Raw genomic sequence first — 19,363 nt, 5'->3', positions numbered from 1 at the left:
ATAACAAAGGTGAAAAAAAGCATTAACTGAGCGCTTTGTCCTATGGGTGTAGGTAGTGTTAATTAGTTGGAGAGAAACGTGCCACAAGGCATATTGAGTCGAAATTTAGGCCCTACTTTGGCTCTGGTGACAGCTTCGCTATATTTTCCTCATTAACAAACCTCATTTCCTCTGGTGTCCACAGTTCCTCTGATTAGCAAGGAGTTGGAGATCAAGACAGCGATCACTCTCTAGAATTCGGCGCTCCGAATTCTAGCTTCACCCCTCAGGAGGGCCGGAAGTCGAGAGGGTGATCGCGCTCTAGCGAATCCTTAAAAATTGGGCAGATTACTGCTTCTCAGATCCTTGGGGTACCAAACTGCTTAATCAAACTTGTAATGATACGCAGGTGATGAGTCCTTAAGCCCGCCTCTAGCTCTGTGCTTTGGGTATCTGTGGCAGTGCAAACATCCTGCTCGCAAACGAGACACGCTTGCACTTCGGTAGACGAACTTATACGTGAGGTATTAGTGGGAACAGCCAGATACAGATATTAATTGACCAATTATGCTAGTCGAGGAAGCCAGTTTCTGAAAGACTTGTATAAAAAACGGTGTCCTTCTGAATTAAGACTTTAAGCTGGGAGGAACACATTAAACAAGGCTTTGGGGAATTGGACAACTGGTATGGAACCTCAGGGTGTTAATTGGGAGAGCATTGTAGGAGATCAGGATTGGGATACTTACTGTCGGTTCAGTTCCCAGGAACGGCACGCCAAGATTGTTCAGTTACAGCAAATCCTAGAAAACGTATCGCCCAATACCCAACAAGCAGAGATTTGGCGACAGATCGGTAGACTCTGGAGCGCCGAGGGTCGTTGTGTGGATGCAACAGAGGCTCATGAGAATGCCTTAGCAAGCTTTGAACGGGCGATCGCTCTTCAGCCTGATTTCCATGAAGCTTGGAATAACAGAGGGAATTCGCTGGTTGACTTAGGCAAATGCGAGGAAGCGATCGCTGCTTTTGATACAGCCCTCCAACTGAAACCGGACTACTATCAAGCCTGGACAAACCGGGGCAATGCGTTTTACTACTTCAACCGTTACGAAGAGGCGATCGCCAGCTACGATCAGGCACTTACCCTCAAACCGGATGCCCACGAAACTTGGAGTAATCGAGGAGGGGCGTTGATCAACTTGGGTCGCTATGAGGAGGCGATCGCCAGCTACGATCAGGCGTTGCAATATAAATCAAATGATTCTCAAGCCTGGTACTATCGCGGTTTTGCACTGAATAGTTTGCAGCGTTCTGAGGAGGCGATCGCCAGTTTTGACAAGGCTTTGCAGTATCAACCCAATGATTTCCAAGCTTGGAACAATCGTGGCTTTGCACTGAGGAGTTTGGGACGCTATGAGGAGGCGATCGCCAGCCACGATCGGGCACTACAACACAAGCCGGATGATTCTTATGCTTGGCACGACCGAGGTGTAGCACTTGCCATATTAGGTCGATATGAAGAGGCGATCGCCAGCTATAACAATGCGCTGTGCCATAACCCGGATGATCCTCAAATTTGGAGTAATCGAGGAGCAGCACTAATTAATTTACGCCGTTATGAGGATGCGATCGCTAGTTATGACCAGGTGTTGCAACTTAAACCAGATGATTCCCAGGCTTGGTATTATCGTGGCTCTGCACTGAACAGCTTGGGACGTTTTGAAGAAGCAATTGCCAGCTATGACCAGGCATTACAGCATAACCCTGATGATGCTCAAACCTGGAGCTATCGCGGTGTTGTGCTAGCTAACTTGGGACGCCATGACGACACGATCGCTAGTTACGATCGGGCGTTGCATCTCAACCCCAATTTATCTTGGGTGTGGAGTGGTCGGGGAGCAGCACTCAACAATACTGGACTATATCAAGAGGCGCTTGAATCTGCGGAAAGGTGCATTTCCCTTGAACCTGAAGCGGCTAACGGATGGTACGTCAAAGGCTGTGCATTAAACAAGCTGGGTCATTACCAAGATGCTGTTACCAGTTATGAACAGGCGTTGCAAAGGAATCCTAATCACCCTATAGCTTGGCAAGATCATGGTACTGCACTGTTCATACTGCAACGCTATGAAGAGTCAGTCATTAGTTTTGATGAGGTCTTGCAGTATCAACCAGACAACCTAATCGCTTGGTATGGTCGCGGTAGTTCGTTGTATGTTCTGAAACGCTACGAAGAGGCGATCGCCAGTTTTGATCAAGTTTTACGCCTCAACTCCAATTTTCCTACGGCTTGGAGTAGTCGAGGAGCCGCTCTAAACGATTGTGGACGATATCAAGAGGCGCTTGAATCTGCTGAAAGAGAAATTGCTCTCCAACCTGACGAATCTCAGGGATGGTATATCAAAGGCTATGCGCTGAGGAAATTGAGGCGTTATGAAGACGCGATCGCCAGCCATGACAGAGCGTTAGAGTTGAACCTAAATAATTTCAGTGCTTGGCGCGATCGTGGTTATGCGCTGATGGCATTGGAATGCTATGAAGAGGTGGTCACTAGCTTTGAGCAAGTATTACACCATAAACCAGAAGATGCTGAAGCTTGGAGCTATCGCGGTGTTGCACTCGCTAACTTGGAACGCTATGAAGATGCGCTCACTAGCTATGATCAGGTACTAAACTACAAACCTAACGATCCTCAAACTTTGGAGAATCGAGGAATTTCTCTGATTCACTTAGAACGCTATGAAGAGGCGATCGCCAACCTTGAACGAGCTTTGGGCTGCAAACCAGAGGATTCTGAAATCTGGAATAACCACGGTGCGGCACTTTCTAAGTTGGGACGCAACGAAGAAGCCATTGTTAGCTTTGATCAAGCACTACACTATCAACCTAACTCTGCCCTAGCCTGGAATAATAAGGGTTTTGCCCTAGCTGAGTTGGGGCAATATGATGAGGCACTTACCAACTATGATCAAGCCTTGCAATATCAACCAGACTACGACCAAGCCTTGATCAATCGTAGTTTTGCACTTAATCACTTAGGTCGCTACGAAGAGGCAGTCGCCAATTTTGATCAGATATTACAGTACAAACCAAACGATCCTGGAGTCTGGCAGGGGCGTGGTGCTGCACTCGCTCAGTGGGGACGTTATGAAGAGGCTTTAGTAAGCCTGGATCAGGCACTGCACTATAAGTCTGACTTTGCTTTAGCTTGGATGAATCGGGGATTTGCTCTAGCTAGTTTAGAACGCTACGAAGAGGCATTAGTAGATTGCGATCGAGCATTACAATATCAATCTGATCTTGTTCTTGCCTGGACAAATCGGGGTGCTGCGCTAGCTGGATTGGGACGTTATGAGGAGGCGATCGCTAGCTGCGATCGGGCATTGCAGTACAAGCCTGATGATGCGATGGCCTGGAATAATCGGGGATTTGCCTTGATTAGATTAGAACGGTATGAAGAGGGTCTAGCAGATTGTGAACGATCGTTACAATATAAACCTGATAATGTACTTGCATGGAGAAATTGTGGACTCGCACTACTTGAATTAAAGCGCTACGAAGAAGCACTTGCCAAGTATGACCAGGCATTGCAATATCAGCCAGACTTCCTTGCAGCCTGGAACAACCGGGCGACTGTGCTGATTAACTTGGAACGTTATGAAGAGGCGATTACGAATTTTGATCAGATACTGACTGACCAACCAGATGATGCCCAAGCGTGGAAAAATCGTGGTGTTGCTTTAAGTGAGTTAGGGCGCTATGAAGAAGCACTCGCCAGTTTTGATCAATCGTTGCACTACAACCCAGACAATTCCCAAGCGTTGAGTAATCGCGGTGCAGCCTTAGTTGGATTAAAACGCTATGAAGAGGCTGTTCATAGTTATCAGCAAGCAATTGAGATTGAGCCAAACTACCATCCTGCATATAGCGGACTCGGATACGCTTTACAGGGAATTAAGCAATGTTATGAAGCTCTAGCAAGTTATGAAAAAGCAATTGAAATTCAACCAATCTACTGTAACGCCTATACTGGTTTGGGAAATGTGTTACAGCAGTTAAAAAATTATGAAAAAGCAATAGCTAATTATGAAGAAGCAATTAAGATTCATCCAGAATGTCATGTTCCTTGGCGAGGAAAAGGGCAGGTAATCTGGCAATCTCAAGGAATAGAGCCAGCTATTAACTTTTGTGAGAAATCAATCCTTGAACTACAGAAAAATGAATTAGAATTCAAACGAGTGCTTGGAGAATTGTATGTCTTCAAAGCAGATGCTTACTATCAACAAGGAAAGTTTCAGTACCAGAAATTTAGTTATTTCCTGAATAAATCAGTCAATTCATATCTAGCAAGCATTAAAATCTTTGAGGAAATTTCTGCTAAAGCTCCTTATTTGGAAGCATTACAGAATATTATCAAAGTCCTTCTAAGTTTGAACAGCGTTGAAGAGGCAGATGAACAGCTACGGAAAGGAACTGAGTATCTTGATCGCTGGTTAAACGAAACCTCTAGCCCTGCTCAACGCAAAGCCTTGGCATTAAAATTTGCAGGGTTCGATCAGTTGACGGTCGATCGCCACATCCAATCAGCCAGCCAACTGACGGATAACGAAGAAATCAAAGCCAAATTCAAAGAAGCATTGGAAACAGCTGAAAAAGGGAAAAATGCCTGTCTTTCCTGGTTGCTCTATGCTTTGAATGATGAATTAGCTAGTTTGGATTATGAAGCAATGCAGCAGCTTCTAACGCCTGGAGTGGCGATCGCCTATTGGCATCTCAGCCCTGCCTCCCTGACAACCTTTGTGTTGAAACCCGGTGAATCGGCTCCGATCCTAATTACTCAACCTTCTACAGGCGATCTTCCTGCTTCCCTACGACAATTGCTCAGGTTAGAAGCTTGGATGGAAGAGTGGGACGACCAGTATCGGGACTACCGAAATAAAGGCAAAGAACAGCGAAATGCAGAGCATTCCTGGCGTAAAGACATGGCACAACGATTGTTTGAGCGACAGGAAGAACCAGGAAACCTCAAGGAAATTTTGAATATTGAGGCAATCGAACAGCACCTCGACGGCATCAACCATCTGATTTTGATCCCGCATCGAGATTTACATCGCTTTCCGCTTCATGCGCTGTTTAACGAGCACTTTACCGTCTCCTACCTCCCTAGCCTCCAAATTGGACTGAATTTGAAAGGGCGGCGACCAAACAATATCAGTCATTTGCTCAGTATCGAGAATCCGACTAGCGATCGCAGCACTGACTTAGGATTTGCGCGAGTAGAATCTCAAATCATCAGCCAGACCTTTCAGGATGTGAAACCCATTCGAGAGGCTGAAGCAACTCAAGAAACTGTTATGAATGCGCTTACTAAAAGTTCCAATATCTTGCACTTTTCCGGGCACGGTAGCCATTACCCCAAAAATCCTCAAAAGTCTGAGTTGTTGCTGGCTGGAAATGACGGACTAAGTCTACAAGAAATCTGCCAATCTGATTTGACTGGATACGACCTCGTTAGTCTTTCTGCTTGTGAAACAGGATTAACCACTCATCAATCAATCACCACTGAGTATGTAGGCTTAGTGAGTGGATTTCTTTACTCTGGTGTAGCGCAGGTTGTTAGTACATTGTGGGTTGTGGAATCTGCGGCGAGCGCGTTAGTCATGATTGAGTTCTACCGTCGTCGTTCTGGTAAGCCGGATGCAGTAGCACTCGCAGAGGCGATCCAATGGTTGAGAGGCTTGACTCACGATAAATATGAGACATGGTACAAAGAAAGACTGGCAGAACTGCCTCCAGGTTTACCGCCTAAGCGACGCTCGTTGATTAAGCGGACCCTGGATCAAGCTCTGGCGCGATGGGATAACATGGAGCAAGATATTCAAAATCCTTATTCTTGGGCTTCTTTTACTCTTTCAGGTGGGTTCTTCTGATGAATCACGAAGACACAATCACGCTTAGTGCCTTTCTGACGGCAGCGACCCGCCTGGAAACTCCTCTGACCCACAATCTACAGTATCAGCTAAACGTCATTGCTGAACAATTTCCAGCTTCAATCTACGAACTGCATGACTTTGTTGAACAATACAACCCGCTGAAGCAGCAGTACATCACAGCTCTCCAAACCCTACCCAGCGAAGGGGAACGCCTCAAATTGGCTGATTCTTATGCCCCAGAAGTACTGCCCACAGAGTTAACGGTTAGCTGGGAAGAAGTTAAGCATCAGTTAGGAACTTACTTTAAGGATATGGTGCTAGATCTAATTGAGCGATCGCACCCAGAGTACGAGCGTAAAATGGCTGAAGCTCTAACCTTCGCCTTGGCTGATATGGAGCAATCTCCTGGAATGGCTTCTGAAGAGTTTAATGACTGGCTCACAAAAGTTTTTGAAAGTCCCGACGAGGAACTTTAAGCGTTGGCTCAAAAAGTTGTTTAAACGTTACAAAGGCAGCAGAGATAAGCAAGCCTTCCAAGTATTTATTGCTGAACTAATTGATAGTTTGTGCTTCGATCCTCGCCCTTCAAATTCAGCTTTTGAGCCGATACCAGGCAAGATGACTTTGCCGGGCCTAGAATTCCGCAAGTTAAGATTTGCAATGCCAAATCTGAGAGGAGCTTCTGGAGAGGGACGGCCGATGTATTTGATCAATTCTATGCAGAATTCGATCGTTCTTGTTTGGCTCTACACCCATGAGGAGTTTGAAGATCGCTCAGATGAGAAGAGTTTAACTTCGGTTTTGCAAGATGCAGTTAACTCGTCACCAGAAGAAACCGATGTGTCTACAAATGCCGAAGAGCAAGCAGCCTCTCTAGAGAACAACGATTCCTCTAACCGAATCTAGCTAGTTCAGCATTGACTCCACCCTGATTCATGCCTTCGCAGAATGGGATAAAATCGACGAAGTTATCAAAAATCCATACTCTTTGGCATCTTTTATTCTTTCAGGCAGATTCTTCTCATGAGCTATGAAGATTTGGTCACAATGAAAGCCTTCTTAATGGCTCTAGAGAACCTGGAGCAACCGTTGCCACAGGATTTACAGACTGATTTGTATATGATTGCAGCAGGCTTACCTGAATCAGCCTATGAACTTCATGAGTTAGCAGAACGCTACGCCCCTCTGAATCAAGAGTATTTATCAATCTTACGGGATCTGCCTGGTGAAGGAGAGCGCCTCAAGTTCACCTCTGCTGAAGTTAGACCAGAGAATGGTGATCAATCAGACTATCAGACTAATGAAATAGAGATTCTGATTCAGCAATTGCAACATCAGATTACTCAAACTTCCGCCCAACTTCATGCCGACCGACCAATGAATGATGTCTCTGAAGGAACAGCTTCTGAACATCGTTATGTTAGTATTGGAACGCTTTCAGAGGCTCCTGAAGTTCAACCTACAAAAAACCCTAGCTCAGTTCGACATTTAATCCAGGAATTGGGCTGGACGAGGGAACAAGCCGCCGCGATTCGTTACCGCTTGGCAGCTTTTCGAGAAGATTGGGAAGCGCCAGGTATGGAGATTTACGATGACCTATAAGCGGGGCGATGTTATCCTGGTTTACTACCCAAATTCTGATCTCATAACCTATAAGAAACGCCCTGTCCTCATTGTTCAGGCAGATGATGTAAAGACTAAGTTAACGCAGAAGTTGGTTGCAATGATTACCTCAAACCTTTCCAGGGTAGGAGAAACACGAGTCACTGTACTCAAAGATAGCGACTTAGGCAAAGCAATGGGCATCCGAATCGATTCAGTTGTAGTTGCCGATAATTTAGCGACTGTCGAAGACGAAATTATTGATAAGAAGATCGGTCACTGCTCAGATATAGAAGCTGTCAATACCGCTCTCAAAAAGGCTTTAGGGCTTTGAAAAGGGGAAATGCGATCAAGGCTTGATGATCGCAGATCCCTCTGCCTAAATCCTAAGCAAATTAAAAGATATCCCCCCAAATTACTAGCCTACGTCCCTAACAATAAAAATAGGAATACTTTTTACAGTATTTGCCCTTAGCCTCTCTTCGGTTACGTCTGCTTTGGCTCAGGTGCTAGTCCAAAGCCTACTAGAGTGAATAAAATTTAGTACTAATCGGCACTAAAATCCCCTTGTTTAGAAGATAGCGAAGGGCTTTTTTATTGGATTTTTGGCTTGGTTTAAATAGTACAAATAACCCAAGATGTACAAGCTACGAGGGTACCTTCGATATTGGGCTTCAGATGACTTGAACGAGCGGATTTCACTGGTGAGCGATTGCATTCTCTATGATTGGCTTAGTTTTAGTAACGGACAAAAAATGGTTGTTAAGGCTGAGAAGCTTGCTAGCCAAAGCTTCTATCGAACAGACAGTTTAGATACTTGTTGCCTCAGACTGTCCCATTAATGGCTCAAAATGGGACAGTCTAAATTGCAAAGAACAATTTTGCGCCATTTCAGGCTTCTACTGTTCAATTAGGCAATTACCAAAAATGGGACAGTTACCTTTGGTGCTTCACTAACGACCAGAATTTTTCTGCTACTAGTATCAAGCCAGGAAGTGCAGCAACAGCGATCGCTCTCTAGAATTCGGCGCTCCGAATTCTAGCTTCACCGTCAGGAGAGCCGGAAGTCGAGAGGATGATTGCACTCTGGGATCTTCGGCATAATCTCGCAGTTAGTTTACTCAGTTTCTGCCAGAACTGAGGGCGATAGCTAGGGGCTAAGAATTTCTATTTCCCAATCAGAACAAGTCTAAACAGTATCGCAGTAATGCAGTAATGCAGTAATGCAGTAATAAAGTTATTAATTTTCTACATCTTGCAGTGCTTCATCTAAAAGCATTCTGACGATTTCGGCTTTTTTCTTCCCAGTTCGCGCTGCCAGAATTGATAACTTTCTGTGCATGGATTCAGCTAGGTCTACCGTGAGCCTGATTGTAGCTTCCTTGGGTGGAGGTTCAACTTCTTGAGGTTTATTTTGTTTGGGTGGGGGAGTGATTGGTTCTCCGTAAACAAATTGCTTAGCGAGGTTATCGTCATCGTTTAGAGGCTTGCGTTTTTTGGTCATGGCATCAGCCTCAGAATTTCTTTGAATAGTTGCTCAAATTCTCCAGTTGCTGCGATCGCTCCGGGGCCAGGTAAGTCCCACACGGTTGCTGATTGACCAAAGGCATCGGCGGTTGATTGCCGTTGATGGATGATTGTTTTCAGGGATATTAAGTCAGGGATCTTTTCAAGCAGGGAAATAGCCTCAGTTTTCAATCGGGTGTTTTTCTGAGCGCGGCTGAGAAATACTGCTGCCTTGGGTAATCCGCCACGAACTGACTGAGCTTGTTTAATCAATCTCACAGTGTCAGCAGCGGCATCCAGGTCTAACTTACTGGGTTGGCAGGGGATTACAGCCAAATCAGTGCGAAAGAGAATCGCTCTGGTCGATTCAGCTAAACTGCCTGCTCCATCAACTACCAGGAAATCAACGGATTCAGCCAAAACTGGAATTTGTTCAAGTAGATCGTCAGGACTTATTAGGGCAGTCACAGGGATTGGACTTTCCATAGAGGCGAACCATCTGGAGAGGGAGCGCTGTGGATCGCCGTCAACCACCTGTATTTTTTTCTTTTTTTTGGTAGCTAGCCAGTAGGCGAAATGCAGAGCAGACGTGGATTTCGTGCTGCCCCCTTTCTCATTAACGAAAGAGATGACGGTCATGTTACTGCATTACTCAATTACTGCATTAAGTATGCCAGGATGAGGGGTTTAGACTCCACCGAAAAGGACTCTTTTCGGTGGAGTTACTCTCAGCGGCTAACGGATTCATGAGCGTTTCACTGTTGCTGGATTCGCCCAACCAAATACTGTTTTAGGTGGAGTTGCTATGAGAAACCAAACCGCTGATTAAGTAAGCCCGACCGGACAATGAACGAGATTATTTAGCCCCGAGAAGCACTGCAACAATAGTAATCGCGTTTCGGAGGCTTACAAGGGCGGCAAATATCAGCACTACGCGAACCGGATAGATTGTTATTCACAGTTTTTGGACTTCAAGCTTTCCTCTGATACTGGCCAGAGTTTTTTAAAGTAAAAGCTTTTCGGGGTAATGTTTTGCAGAGTTCGTCATGGTTCTGTTTGTCAGTTAACTTCCATGAGTCTACCTTCACCCGTATCGGATACGCGACGCTTCCTTTGCTCTTCCGCACTCAATAGGAGTCAGCCCAGATGCAGCGATTTTTAGCTGATGAGAGTTGTAATCGTGAGATTTTTCTGGGTGAAAGCTTTACTCATCAAAGGTTTTAACGATTTAAATGTCTTGAATTCTACAGAAAAGAGAGATTGAAACATTCGCTCAGCAAAGGTTCTAGCCTTAAAGTTGTTTTTGCCGCGTTTGCTAAACAACCGGATTCAATGCGGTCATCGAGAGCGTTTTGCCGTTTTGCCTTCTGAGTCATTTCCTCCTTAAGTAGGATGAAGTACAGGAGCCAGGAGCAAATCCTTAAACTACAGATGTATAAGTTCAGTTCCCACAGAATCGATCGCTCAATGCTCACCCCTAAACCATTCATCCGTTACTCCCAAACTTTAGAAGTCAAGCAACCCGACGAGGAGCGGCTGATTCGCGAAATCGTTGATTCCGTTGCCCGGCAGGGGCAGAAGGTGTTTGATAAACATCGCCATGCCATGCGGGGCGCTCATGCCAAGAGTCATGGCGGACTGAAGGGGGAACTGAGGATCTACGACAACTTGCCTGCCCATCTCGCGCAGGGATTGTTTTGCCAACCCCGCACTTATCCGGTGATGATTCGCTTCTCAACCGTTCCCGGTGACATCATGCCGGATGGTCTATCTTGCTTCCGCGGCATGGGCATCAAGGTTATTGGCGTGGCAGGACCGAAGCTCCTAGAGACGGAACCTGATGCTGTGACTCAGGACTTTTTGATGATTAACAGTCCGGTCTTTCCATCGGGCACTATTGCTCGCTTTCTCCCAGAGCAGTTGCTCCAGGAAAAGGTTGTGGTCAGTGCCCCAGAGGAAGCACAACAGCTATTCGGAACGGTTGCTCGAATGACCAATGCGATGACTCAGAAAGTAGGGATCAACCTCTATCCGAGCGCGTTAGGCCTCACCCAGCCCGAAACTCACATTCTGGGGGAAACCTACCATACCTCTGCTGCCCTGCGCTATGGAGATTACATTGCTAAATTGAGTATCACTCCCGTCTCCGCCAGCCTTCAGCCGCTCATTGGCAAACGCATTGATACACAGAACGCTTCTGTACTGCGAGATATAATCGTTGAGTTCTTCCGGCAACAGTCTGCCGAGTATGAACTCCGTGTCCAGCTTTGCACGAATCTAGAGACGATGCCGATCGAGGATGCGTCGATTGAGTGGTCAGAAGGGGAAAGTCCTTACCAGGCGATCGCCAAACTCACAATTGGGATGCAGGAGGCATACAGTCCTGCCCGGCAGGTGTACGTGGATGACGTCTTGTCGTTCAACGCCTGGCATTGTATTGCAGAGCATCAGCCGCTGGGATCGATTCAGCGTTTACGCAAGGAAGTCTATGAGGCGTCCAGTCGTTACCGTCATCAGATGAACCAGCAGCCCAACAGGGAACCACGAAGCATCGAGGAAATGCCGGACTAGGAAGCTGCTAGCGGTGTTAAATGCCTAAAACTCAGCACCAGCGATATATGAGAATCCGCTGCATTGGGCTTGTTAGGCAGGGATTATGCGATGGGTTTATAGGTAATCGCATTAGCTTGCATCAACAATCTTAAATTCAACTCAGGATCAAGTTCAGGTAGAAACCAGTACTCTAACGCTGGCAACCATGCTTCTTGCATTTGAAATAGTTTATCTAAAAACTTTTAATGTTTGGTCGTTGGATGAAACTCTGCAATACCCAATTTTCATTAAAACGTCTTATAACTCATTTATTAATTGTCTCACGAGACATAAATAAAAAGATGGGTTATAAGACACGGTATCAATGGTTTTCAGGCGCGTTGTACTAACTTTAAAAATGTATCTCATAAACGGTGGTTTATGGCACAGATTAACCAACTACAGAAGGTGTACTATTGTCTGCTGAAAAAGAATCAGCGCGTGGATGAACTGGTTTGAAAGGCCGAGGATTTAACACTAAGGTAAACTCATCAAAATTCGATGCTTTCGCAAAGGCAAGAAAGTGAAACCGTTCTGGCCCTTGTCTCTACTAATTCTTCCAGAGTTTGTTGGAAATAATAAATTAGCTCAATCTATAAGTCATACTATACAAAACAAGTTGAGTATTTATTGCGAAATTGAGGTGTTTCACCGAGAAATCAAGCAGTTAACTGGAACTTATCTGCTTCTTTCTAAAACTAGTTGAGAGGTTTATTAGTCCCGTAATTGATCTATAAATCTGATCTTGCAGAGATAGTTTTACCCCTAATACTATTTTTGATGCCTTAAGTCTAAATCGCTTTTACTACACTCATCCTTCATCCACGCAGTAGAGCTGTTTTTTAAATTTTGACTTTTCATATCATGTTTGTTTCTAAAATTAGTAGTTCAATTTTATCATTCTTTTTTTTGTTTTTGTTTTCGCTTCAAATCAAAATGCTCCAGCTAGTTCATGAAACTGATTTGAGGCGATAAAAGAAAGATTTTCGTAGTTTCAGATACAAATTTAGGCTGAGATTTACGCCTAAATAGAGTTAAAGACTCCATTTGACATGCCTGACGCGCTCACAGAGCTACTCGATCCGATGCGAATCTTGTTGGATTTACAACAAGGAAACGAGATTGCTCAATGTTTTTCTGGATGCCTCGAACCAGAGGAAATTTCACGTCGGGTAACACATGGTTTAGTTGAGAAATTCAATTGTGCGTTTGCTCGGCTGTGGCTTTTGCAAGCTGACCAAACGACCTTGAAATTGGTTGCTTCGTCGGGAATGTATACCCATACTAATGGCTCGTTTGCGCGAATACCAATGGGAGCTTACAAAGTTGGAAAAATTGCTCAGAATCGCGTTTCTTTCTTAAGCAACAATTTAGCCGCAGAGTCGTGGGTGGGGAATCGAGAGTGGGCGATCGCTAATAACATTCGTGGGTTTGCAGGTTATCCTTTAATTGTTAAAGACAGAGTGGTAGGAGTTTTGGCAGCTTTTAGCCACTATGCAATGGAGCCAGAATTTTTAGAAGTTTTGCAGACCCTGTGTACGATAGTAACGTTCGCGTTAGATACAGCTTTACAGTACCAGAGAGAAAAGCAAATTTGGCAGTCTTCAACTCGCAGCCCTATATTTAGCAACCTTTCCCTATCCGATCAGTTAGTTAGCATTCTGAGTTCTGCGCGATTAACTCTTGTTGGAACTGAGCAACCCCTAAACCTAGCTGTAACTTATACATTTCTACAGGCAGCCGAAATCCTAAATAAAATTGGATGCAGTTACTGTCGGCTCATCTACACGGGAAAATCGGTTGCACTCGAAGCTATCGTTCCTACAACTAATCTGACGAGTCATAATCCAGAGGGTTGGATACAAACTTTCTTGGGTCAACTATTTTTCATGACTTCCTATTTAGGAGGAATACTGCAAACTCAAGCGAGTGTGAACCAGCGAGCGATTCAGGTTGTCCTTAAAGTTCCATACTCTCGCGATAAGTTGGGAGAAAAATTGCGAATTGGATGCCGTTTACCGCTTCTGCAATTGGCATTTACTCACTTAGCGTTTTTAGCAGGCCTTATGGTCTGCAATGAAACAGATGAAGATGTACCGCTGCTCACGGATGATGTCACGCAGATTCAATCGGCAAAGCGCGTGTTATGGATTCAGCAGGGAATTCAAGCGCTACCAAAGGGGATAAAAGCTAAGGTTGATTTGTCAATCAGTCCAGATCAATTGCGGCAGGCGGTAGAAGCAGTCATTCAGGGCGAATTGTGGGATGTCGATCCAGATACTCAAACGCAGCAGATTCTTTCAAATCGGGAATTAGAAATGATGGCTTTGCTGGCACAAGGATTGCGCGATCGCGATATTGCAGAGCGTCTCATCATTAGTGAGAGTACTGTCAAGTTCCATATGAATAATGTTCTCAAAAAGCTCAAAGCCCAAACTCGTTATCAGGCACTCCATCAAGCAATCATAAACGGCTGGATTCAGTCGGCTAACCAGACTACTTAAAGAGTAGAACAATCCAAGCCGCAGTTATGCTCATCAGCACAATAATCTCTAAAGTTTTGATAGGAAAAGACAGTTTTAACCACTCTTTAGCCAAGGTAGGTTGCAAACCAGGCCACCATTGAAGAATATTTTCTCGCCACAAAGCGGGACTATCTTTAGGGCGAAACTGGTAACTCAACATTAATAAAAGAAGAGGAATTCCTTCTACCTTGGCACTCATTAACAGATGCAAGGCGATGCAGACAACCATCACCACCCATAAAATGAGGTGAGCATAATACCAACCATGATTAAGCTCTCCCTTAGGTAGCCACTTTTCATCCATCATCTTGCCGGAGAAAACGGCAAAAGTCAGTGCCAAGATAGCAAGCGTGTTAATGACTCGATGCAGCGTGTATCACCATATGGGTTTACCCAACTGTCCAAGCTTTGCCACAGAATCTTACTGAATAAGTCTTTTTTGCCCACGATGGAAAGCGTATAGAGAAAAGAGAGGGAATACCAGTAAAGCATATAGCCCAAAGGTGCCATGAATTCCTTCTATTTCCTTCAACTCAGGCAAGGGAATTCTTCCCCATCGCCCGTCGTAGACATCGTATGTCCAATATGTGGTCAAAATCGCGGCAATTACAAAAAGACCAGTAAAGCCATGCAAATACGAAGAAGAAAAGGTTGGTATGGACTAGAGAGTTTTGCAGGCATATTCAGAAAGTTACCGAAATCTTTTCCACGTCTTTCACTTAATTCAATTGTCTCACCCTGTGCCTGCCCTACCGACAATACCTTGATCTCTAAACCCTTTACTAACAACCTCTTCAAGCCTTCTCAAAGAGTTGGAGGTAGTTTCCTACCTCAATTTACCCTACAATCGAAGATCACCCTATCAGAAGAAATCATAAGCTATCGATTTAAATAGGGGTTTGAGGGCTACTTGGTAGAGTCTTTGGCAACGCGATCGCAACATTTCTGATCGCCTGATTATTAGTGAGAGTACTGTCAAGTTCCATATGAATAATGTTCTCAAAAAGCTCAAAGCGCAAACTCGTTACCAGGCACTCCATCAAGCAATTGTGAATGGCTGGATTCAGTAGTTTAACGGCACAGTTGAGCCGCCGCAGATAACATCGATTAGTGTTCTCTCAAGACTTACGCAGGTGCATTGAAGAAGCGTTTGCCAAAAGCCAGTATGTGTCCGACCTTTCTCCCAGTCCCCCACTCTCCCACTCTCTCCCTCAAGCCTCACTTTACCGTTGAAATGCGTAAGTCCTGTCTCTACAACAATTTTGCAATGATCGGGTTCGAGTCAGTAACATATTTCTAAGTATCAAAGAGAGGCTGAAATGACTCAAAAACAACGACTTCCTATTGAATTAGCTGAATTCTTTCGCACTCGACTTCAAGCCATTACCTATGGAGCAGTTGTCATTCCAGAGATGTTGGAATTTGGAAAAGTTTATCGTTTGAGTGATGAAGATGACATGAATAGTATTAGCTTTATGATTGTCTTCGCACCCACTCCCTATTTAGACTATTTCCAACCCTATGAAGAACACCGGGCACATGCTCGAATCAGCTTTCACGGACGGATTTTGGCAACTGGAGAAGAGTTGGAACTGGAAAACTATCAAGGAGAATGGGGAAGGCCGTTTTATGACGGGGATTCCGCTCGAACAGCGCGGGAAAAAGAAGAAATCGGGCTGCATAATCGATCAGTTAATCCAGTCTTAAGGAAGAAGGGATTGGCTTAACGTGGGATGGGCTGCTAAGGAGGAAGTCGTTTGATCGCGATTTGGGAAAAGTCGATTTCCTCAAATAACGTTTCATAGATAGCGCTCGGGACTACTAGCGCAAGCGCGATCGCACTAACACGAGAGACATTGCGATCGCAATTTGTCGAGCATCTCATTATTAGTGAGAGTAAGTGCCTGTGTAAGGACTCTAGCCGTGGTGAAGCATCATGACAATGTCTAAATATTGTCTGCACCCTTATTCATTTCTTCTAATATCTTCTCGCTGATTCGCTGCCGATGTCCCTCTTTATCTTCTTCTGAGGGTGAATCATCGGATTTTTCAGTGTGTGGAGTTGTTGAGAGCGTAGCCATGTGAATATGACCTAGCACTCCCATTACAGTAGCTGTGAAGTGCGAACGCGGATCGGCATCCTTTTGATGGTAAGAAAAGGATAAATTCTTACAGCGGTCACGAATTGACTGGGTATTGAATGAGATAATCCCTGGGTCATGTGCAAAATCGTTTCTAATCCCCCTGATGACATCTAAGTCACGCCTGCAAGTCTGCGAAATTAGCCCCAAATAGTAAGCTAGTTTAATTCTGGATGAAAAAGTTGATAACGGTGCTGTTCCTTCAAAAAGATCCTTCTCTATGTTTTTGTTCCCCACTAATGACACATAAAGTAGATCCGAGAGGCTCACATCCAAATATGCTGCTGCGAACAGCGCGCAGCCACGATCAGACTCTGAAGTCAGTGATTTGCGAAACGAATCGACTTTTTTCTTCTGTGTGGCAAGGTGTTCCACAATTTTGTCATTCATATCCTAAGCCTATCAATTCCGTGGTGGATTTAAAAGATGACGTTACGGAAAGTGCCTTCTGCCGCCTAACTATTGATTAGCCTGACTTTTTCTGGATAAAACCCCTAATCAAGGGATTATTCAGATACTTTTCGCATAACATTCATTAAAAGATGATTATTCTGAAATTTTCTAGATAATGTAATTTAAGAGTCAATTATACCGAGATATTCTATACGTCTTCCACTCATTAAATTGATTCACCCGACGATCGCCAGATCCCGAAAAATCCATAACCTATCGATTTAGATAGTGGTTGATGGCTGCTTTGCAGAGTTTTAGACAACGCGATCGCTAATCCCTAGCCTTATTGTTAGACTTAAAACTTTCGTATTTAAAGATACAAAATACCTTCTCTGCTAGCACTTAATCTTGCAAACATTCAAGCAAGTAAGCGAGAAGAGAGCCAATGAAAAACCACTATTCCGTCATTATTGTAGGAGGTGGTCAAGCGGGTCTGTCCATGAGCTACTGCTTAAAGGAGAGAGGTTTTGACCATATCGTTTTTGAAAAAAATAAGATTGGACATTCATGGCGCTCTAAACGTTGGGATTCCTTTTGTTTAGTGACACCCAATTGGCAATGCAAGCTTCCTGGATATCACTACCCAGGAGATGACCCTAACGGTTTTATGCAAAAGGATGAAATTGTTAAATATATCGAACACTACGCTAAATCATTTGACCCTCCCGTAAAGGAAGGCGTGGAAGTGTCAAAAGTTCGGAAGAGCCGTTCTCAGGATGTCTTTGAATTAACGACTTCTATTGGAGACTATACAGCCGATCAAGTCGTAATTGCTGCGGGGAGCTACCACATTCCCAAGTTGCCAAAAATCGCTGAACGGCTTCCCGAACATATTATGCAAATCCACTCATCTGAATACAAAAACCCAGAGTCTTTACCCGAAAAGAGCGTATTAGTCGTGGGAACCGGACAATCCGGTTGCCAGATTGCTGAGGATTTGCACCTTGCAGGTAAACAAGTCCATTTATGTGTCGGGAGTGCCCCGCGATCACCACGCCGATATCGTGGGAAAGATGTTGTTGATTGGTTAGATCAAATGGGGTACTACGATTTGTCAATCGACGAACATCCCCAGAAAGAGAAAGCTAGAACCAATACTAATCACTATGTTACAGGTCGCGATGGTGGGCGTGAGATCGATCTGCGACAATTTTCTCTGGAGGGTATGCAACTGTATGGAAGGTTAAAGACTATTAGCAGTAGTCATCTCGAATTTTGGGACGACCTGAAGCAAAATTTGGATCGAGCGGATGCGGTTGCTAATAACATCAAGAAAAGCATTGATGCATTCATTGAAAAAAATCAAATAGAAGCACCTACAGAACCCGCCTACAAACCTGTTTGGGAGCCAAAGGAAGCAGTGCTAAAGCTTGATTATGAAAAGGCGAATATAGGTACTGTCGTTTGGTCTACTGGGTATCAGCCCGATTTTAGTTGGATTGAGGTTCCGGTGTTTGATGGCAAGGGTTATCCCGGTCACGATCGCGGTGTAACAGGTGTACAAGGATTGTACTTCTTAGGACTCCCGTGGTTGTATACGTGGGGTTCAGGACGGTTTTCGGGAATTGAACGAGATGCTACTTACTTGGCTGATTACATTACGGCGAGGAAGAAAGTATCGTATTCAAACGCTTGGAGCATCGTCAATGAATATTTGCTTGGCTCGTAATAAGAGGTTCAGATCCCCGACTTCTTTAAGAAGTCGGGGATCTAGGATTCACTACCTATCGATTTAGATAGGTGTTCGATTGCAGTTGGAGAGAGTTTTAGGTATTGCGATCGCTCCCCCTAGTCTTATTGTTAGACCTAAAAGTTTCGTAGTGAAAGATACAAATCGCTTTATCTGCCAGCACTTAATCTGGCAGCACAACATAAGTTTGCTAAGTGTTCATCCTTCATCAGCTAGGTGATTTAAGGATTTTAGTAGCTACAAATCAGTCCTAAACCCACCATTAAACGTTCCAATTTTTAACGAATATCAAGGAGAAAATCATGCCTGAAGTAACCACTCCTGCTCATAAAGCTGGTGATTTCTTTGTCGATTATGAAGAGAAAGTTTTCCCGGATGTCAAAGCAGAACCCGGTGAGAAAGCGCTTGTTACATTTCACACCGTTGCGTTTGAAGGGTCAATTGGTCTAGTGAATTTATTGCAAGCAACTCGCTTGCTCCGTAAGGGATTTGAAACTTCGGTTCTGCTGTACGGGCCAGGGATAACGCTGGGTATTCAACGAGGCTTTCCCAAAATTGGTGATGAGCCATTCCCCGGTCAGCAAAACTTTAACAACCAGATTAGCAAGTTTATTGCTGAGGGTGGCAAAGTCTATGCTTGTCGCTTTTCTATGCAAGCACTTTACGGTCACGGTGAGCCTTCTCTCATCCCTGGCATCCGCCCAATCAACCCTCTTGATGTGCTGGATTTGATGCTAATGCACCGTAAAGAAGGTGCCTTCATTCTGGATACTTGGACGGTGTAAGAGTTGGTAGGGGGTAGGTGTTAGATGGTAAATTTACAGGCTTTATCAGGAGCAGAATCTACCCAAAATCCTAATCTTTCCCAGCCAGTGCTGTAGCTTCTTCCCTAAAACCTATTCCCTGCTACCTACCCCCTAAAACCTACCTCCTACCTCCTACCAC

14 protein-coding genes and 1 pseudogene are annotated in these 19,363 nt (G+C 44.6%); 11 read left to right on the top strand and 4 right to left on the bottom strand.

Going from position 1 to position 19,363, the window contains the following annotated elements; genetic code table 11:
* Positions 1 to 665 precede the first annotated feature (665 nt).
* The 5 genes from NDI34_RS05900 (at position 666) to NDI34_RS05880 (ending at position 7,845) form a co-directional block, all read left to right on the top strand.
* On the top strand, positions 666 to 5,906 hold the full coding sequence (locus NDI34_RS05900; RefSeq protein ID WP_348232143.1) for a tetratricopeptide repeat protein: 5,241 nt from the start codon (positions 666 to 668) through the stop codon (positions 5,904 to 5,906).
* Positions 5,906 to 6,385 carry a hypothetical protein gene (locus NDI34_RS05895; RefSeq protein ID WP_348232142.1) on the top strand — a complete coding sequence of 160 codons (480 nt, stop codon included), beginning with the start codon at positions 5,906 to 5,908 and terminating at the stop codon, positions 6,383 to 6,385. The genes NDI34_RS05900 and NDI34_RS05895 overlap by 1 nt, the downstream gene beginning before the upstream one ends.
* A gap of 241 nt (positions 6,386 to 6,626) precedes the next feature.
* The gene (locus tag NDI34_RS05890) at positions 6,627 to 6,815 is read left to right on the top strand and encodes a hypothetical protein (RefSeq protein WP_348232141.1); all 189 of its coding nucleotides are present in this window, start codon (positions 6,627 to 6,629) and stop codon (positions 6,813 to 6,815) included.
* A 117-nt stretch (positions 6,816 to 6,932) separates the two neighbouring features.
* Entirely contained in the window at positions 6,933 to 7,511 is a 579-nt protein-coding gene (locus NDI34_RS05885; protein ID WP_348232140.1) for a hypothetical protein, read from the top strand.
* Positions 7,501 to 7,845 carry a type II toxin-antitoxin system PemK/MazF family toxin gene (locus tag NDI34_RS05880; RefSeq protein ID WP_348232139.1) on the top strand — a complete coding sequence of 115 codons (345 nt, stop codon included), beginning with the start codon at positions 7,501 to 7,503 and terminating at the stop codon, positions 7,843 to 7,845. Before NDI34_RS05885 ends, NDI34_RS05880 begins: the two co-directional genes overlap by 11 nt.
* Before the next feature lie 906 nt (positions 7,846 to 8,751).
* Here the strand turns inward: NDI34_RS05880 and NDI34_RS05875 are convergent.
* Both NDI34_RS05875 and NDI34_RS05870 read right to left on the bottom strand, forming a co-directional pair.
* Complete coding sequence (locus NDI34_RS05875) at positions 8,752 to 9,015, bottom strand: CopG family transcriptional regulator (RefSeq protein WP_348232138.1); 264 nt, start codon at positions 9,013 to 9,015, stop codon at positions 8,752 to 8,754.
* On the bottom strand, positions 9,012 to 9,656 hold the full coding sequence (locus tag NDI34_RS05870; protein ID WP_348232137.1) for an AAA family ATPase: 645 nt from the start codon (positions 9,654 to 9,656) through the stop codon (positions 9,012 to 9,014). The genes NDI34_RS05875 and NDI34_RS05870 overlap by 4 nt, the downstream gene beginning before the upstream one ends.
* A 792-nt stretch (positions 9,657 to 10,448) precedes the next feature.
* On the opposite strand from NDI34_RS05870, the gene NDI34_RS05865 reads away from it, so the two are divergent.
* Together NDI34_RS05865 and NDI34_RS05860 are read left to right on the top strand one after the other, a co-directional pair.
* On the top strand, positions 10,449 to 11,588 hold the full coding sequence (locus NDI34_RS05865; RefSeq protein WP_348232136.1) for a catalase family protein: 1,140 nt from the start codon (positions 10,449 to 10,451) through the stop codon (positions 11,586 to 11,588).
* Between the two features lie 1,073 nt (positions 11,589 to 12,661).
* Entirely contained in the window at positions 12,662 to 14,113 is a 1,452-nt protein-coding gene (locus NDI34_RS05860; RefSeq protein ID WP_348232135.1) for a LuxR C-terminal-related transcriptional regulator, read from the top strand.
* On the opposite strand, the pseudogene NDI34_RS05855 reads toward NDI34_RS05860, so the two are convergent.
* Positions 14,106 to 14,815, bottom strand: a pseudogene (locus tag NDI34_RS05855) (cytochrome b/b6 domain-containing protein). The gene NDI34_RS05860 and the pseudogene NDI34_RS05855 overlap by 8 nt on opposite strands.
* A gap of 260 nt (positions 14,816 to 15,075) precedes the next feature.
* Between NDI34_RS05855 and NDI34_RS05850 the strand changes: the two are divergent.
* Both NDI34_RS05850 and NDI34_RS05845 read left to right on the top strand, forming a co-directional pair.
* Positions 15,076 to 15,204 carry a LuxR C-terminal-related transcriptional regulator gene (locus NDI34_RS05850; protein WP_348232166.1) on the top strand — a complete coding sequence of 43 codons (129 nt, stop codon included), beginning with the start codon at positions 15,076 to 15,078 and terminating at the stop codon, positions 15,202 to 15,204.
* A 249-nt stretch (positions 15,205 to 15,453) separates the two neighbouring features.
* On the top strand, positions 15,454 to 15,861 hold the full coding sequence (locus NDI34_RS05845; protein WP_348232134.1) for a hypothetical protein: 408 nt from the start codon (positions 15,454 to 15,456) through the stop codon (positions 15,859 to 15,861).
* Between the two features lie 219 nt (positions 15,862 to 16,080).
* Here NDI34_RS05845 and NDI34_RS05840 read toward each other — a convergent pair whose 3' ends face one another.
* Positions 16,081 to 16,665, bottom strand: a complete 585-nt coding sequence (locus NDI34_RS05840; RefSeq protein ID WP_348232133.1) for an MltR family transcriptional regulator — start codon at positions 16,663 to 16,665, stop codon at positions 16,081 to 16,083.
* 448 nt (positions 16,666 to 17,113) lie between these two features.
* On the opposite strand from NDI34_RS05840, the gene NDI34_RS05835 reads away from it, so the two are divergent.
* Positions 17,114 to 18,397: an MSMEG_0569 family flavin-dependent oxidoreductase gene (locus NDI34_RS05835; protein ID WP_348232132.1), complete on the top strand. Its 1,284-nt coding sequence runs from the start codon at positions 17,114 to 17,116 to the stop codon at positions 18,395 to 18,397.
* A gap of 323 nt (positions 18,398 to 18,720) precedes the next feature.
* Positions 18,721 to 19,203 carry an MSMEG_0572/Sll0783 family nitrogen starvation response protein gene (locus NDI34_RS05830; protein WP_192217555.1) on the top strand — a complete coding sequence of 161 codons (483 nt, stop codon included), beginning with the start codon at positions 18,721 to 18,723 and terminating at the stop codon, positions 19,201 to 19,203.
* Positions 19,204 to 19,363: the final 160 nt, after the last annotated feature.

Origin of the sequence: Trichocoleus sp. DQ-U1 (genome assembly GCF_039961925.1) — a bacterium.
Lineage (GTDB): Bacteria > Cyanobacteriota > Cyanobacteriia > Cyanobacteriales > FACHB-T130 > FACHB-T130.
Note: the sequence above shows the minus strand (reverse complement) of the source record. Positions and strands in the feature narration are given on the sequence as shown.

What these genes read in the sequence shown, in the direction of transcription:
- NDI34_RS05875 (WP_348232138.1), bottom strand. Translation starts at nt 9,015, where the DNA reads ATGACCAAAAAACGCAAGCCTCTAAACGATGACGATAACCTCGCTAAG.
- NDI34_RS05895 (WP_348232142.1), top strand. Translation starts at nt 5,906, where the DNA reads ATGAATCACGAAGACACAATCACGCTTAGTGCCTTTCTGACGGCAGCG.
- NDI34_RS05890 (WP_348232141.1), top strand. Translation starts at nt 6,627, where the DNA reads ATGCAGAATTCGATCGTTCTTGTTTGGCTCTACACCCATGAGGAGTTT.
- NDI34_RS05900 (WP_348232143.1), top strand. Translation starts at nt 666, where the DNA reads ATGGAACCTCAGGGTGTTAATTGGGAGAGCATTGTAGGAGATCAGGAT.
- NDI34_RS05860 (WP_348232135.1), top strand. Translation starts at nt 12,662, where the DNA reads ATGCCTGACGCGCTCACAGAGCTACTCGATCCGATGCGAATCTTGTTG.
- NDI34_RS05865 (WP_348232136.1), top strand. Translation starts at nt 10,449, where the DNA reads ATGTATAAGTTCAGTTCCCACAGAATCGATCGCTCAATGCTCACCCCT.
- NDI34_RS05835 (WP_348232132.1), top strand. Translation starts at nt 17,114, where the DNA reads ATGAAAAACCACTATTCCGTCATTATTGTAGGAGGTGGTCAAGCGGGT.
- NDI34_RS05880 (WP_348232139.1), top strand. Translation starts at nt 7,501, where the DNA reads ATGACCTATAAGCGGGGCGATGTTATCCTGGTTTACTACCCAAATTCT.
- NDI34_RS05845 (WP_348232134.1), top strand. Translation starts at nt 15,454, where the DNA reads ATGACTCAAAAACAACGACTTCCTATTGAATTAGCTGAATTCTTTCGC.
- NDI34_RS05885 (WP_348232140.1), top strand. Translation starts at nt 6,933, where the DNA reads ATGAGCTATGAAGATTTGGTCACAATGAAAGCCTTCTTAATGGCTCTA.
- NDI34_RS05840 (WP_348232133.1), bottom strand. Translation starts at nt 16,665, where the DNA reads ATGAATGACAAAATTGTGGAACACCTTGCCACACAGAAGAAAAAAGTC.
- NDI34_RS05830 (WP_192217555.1), top strand. Translation starts at nt 18,721, where the DNA reads ATGCCTGAAGTAACCACTCCTGCTCATAAAGCTGGTGATTTCTTTGTC.
- NDI34_RS05870 (WP_348232137.1), bottom strand. Translation starts at nt 9,656, where the DNA reads ATGACCGTCATCTCTTTCGTTAATGAGAAAGGGGGCAGCACGAAATCC.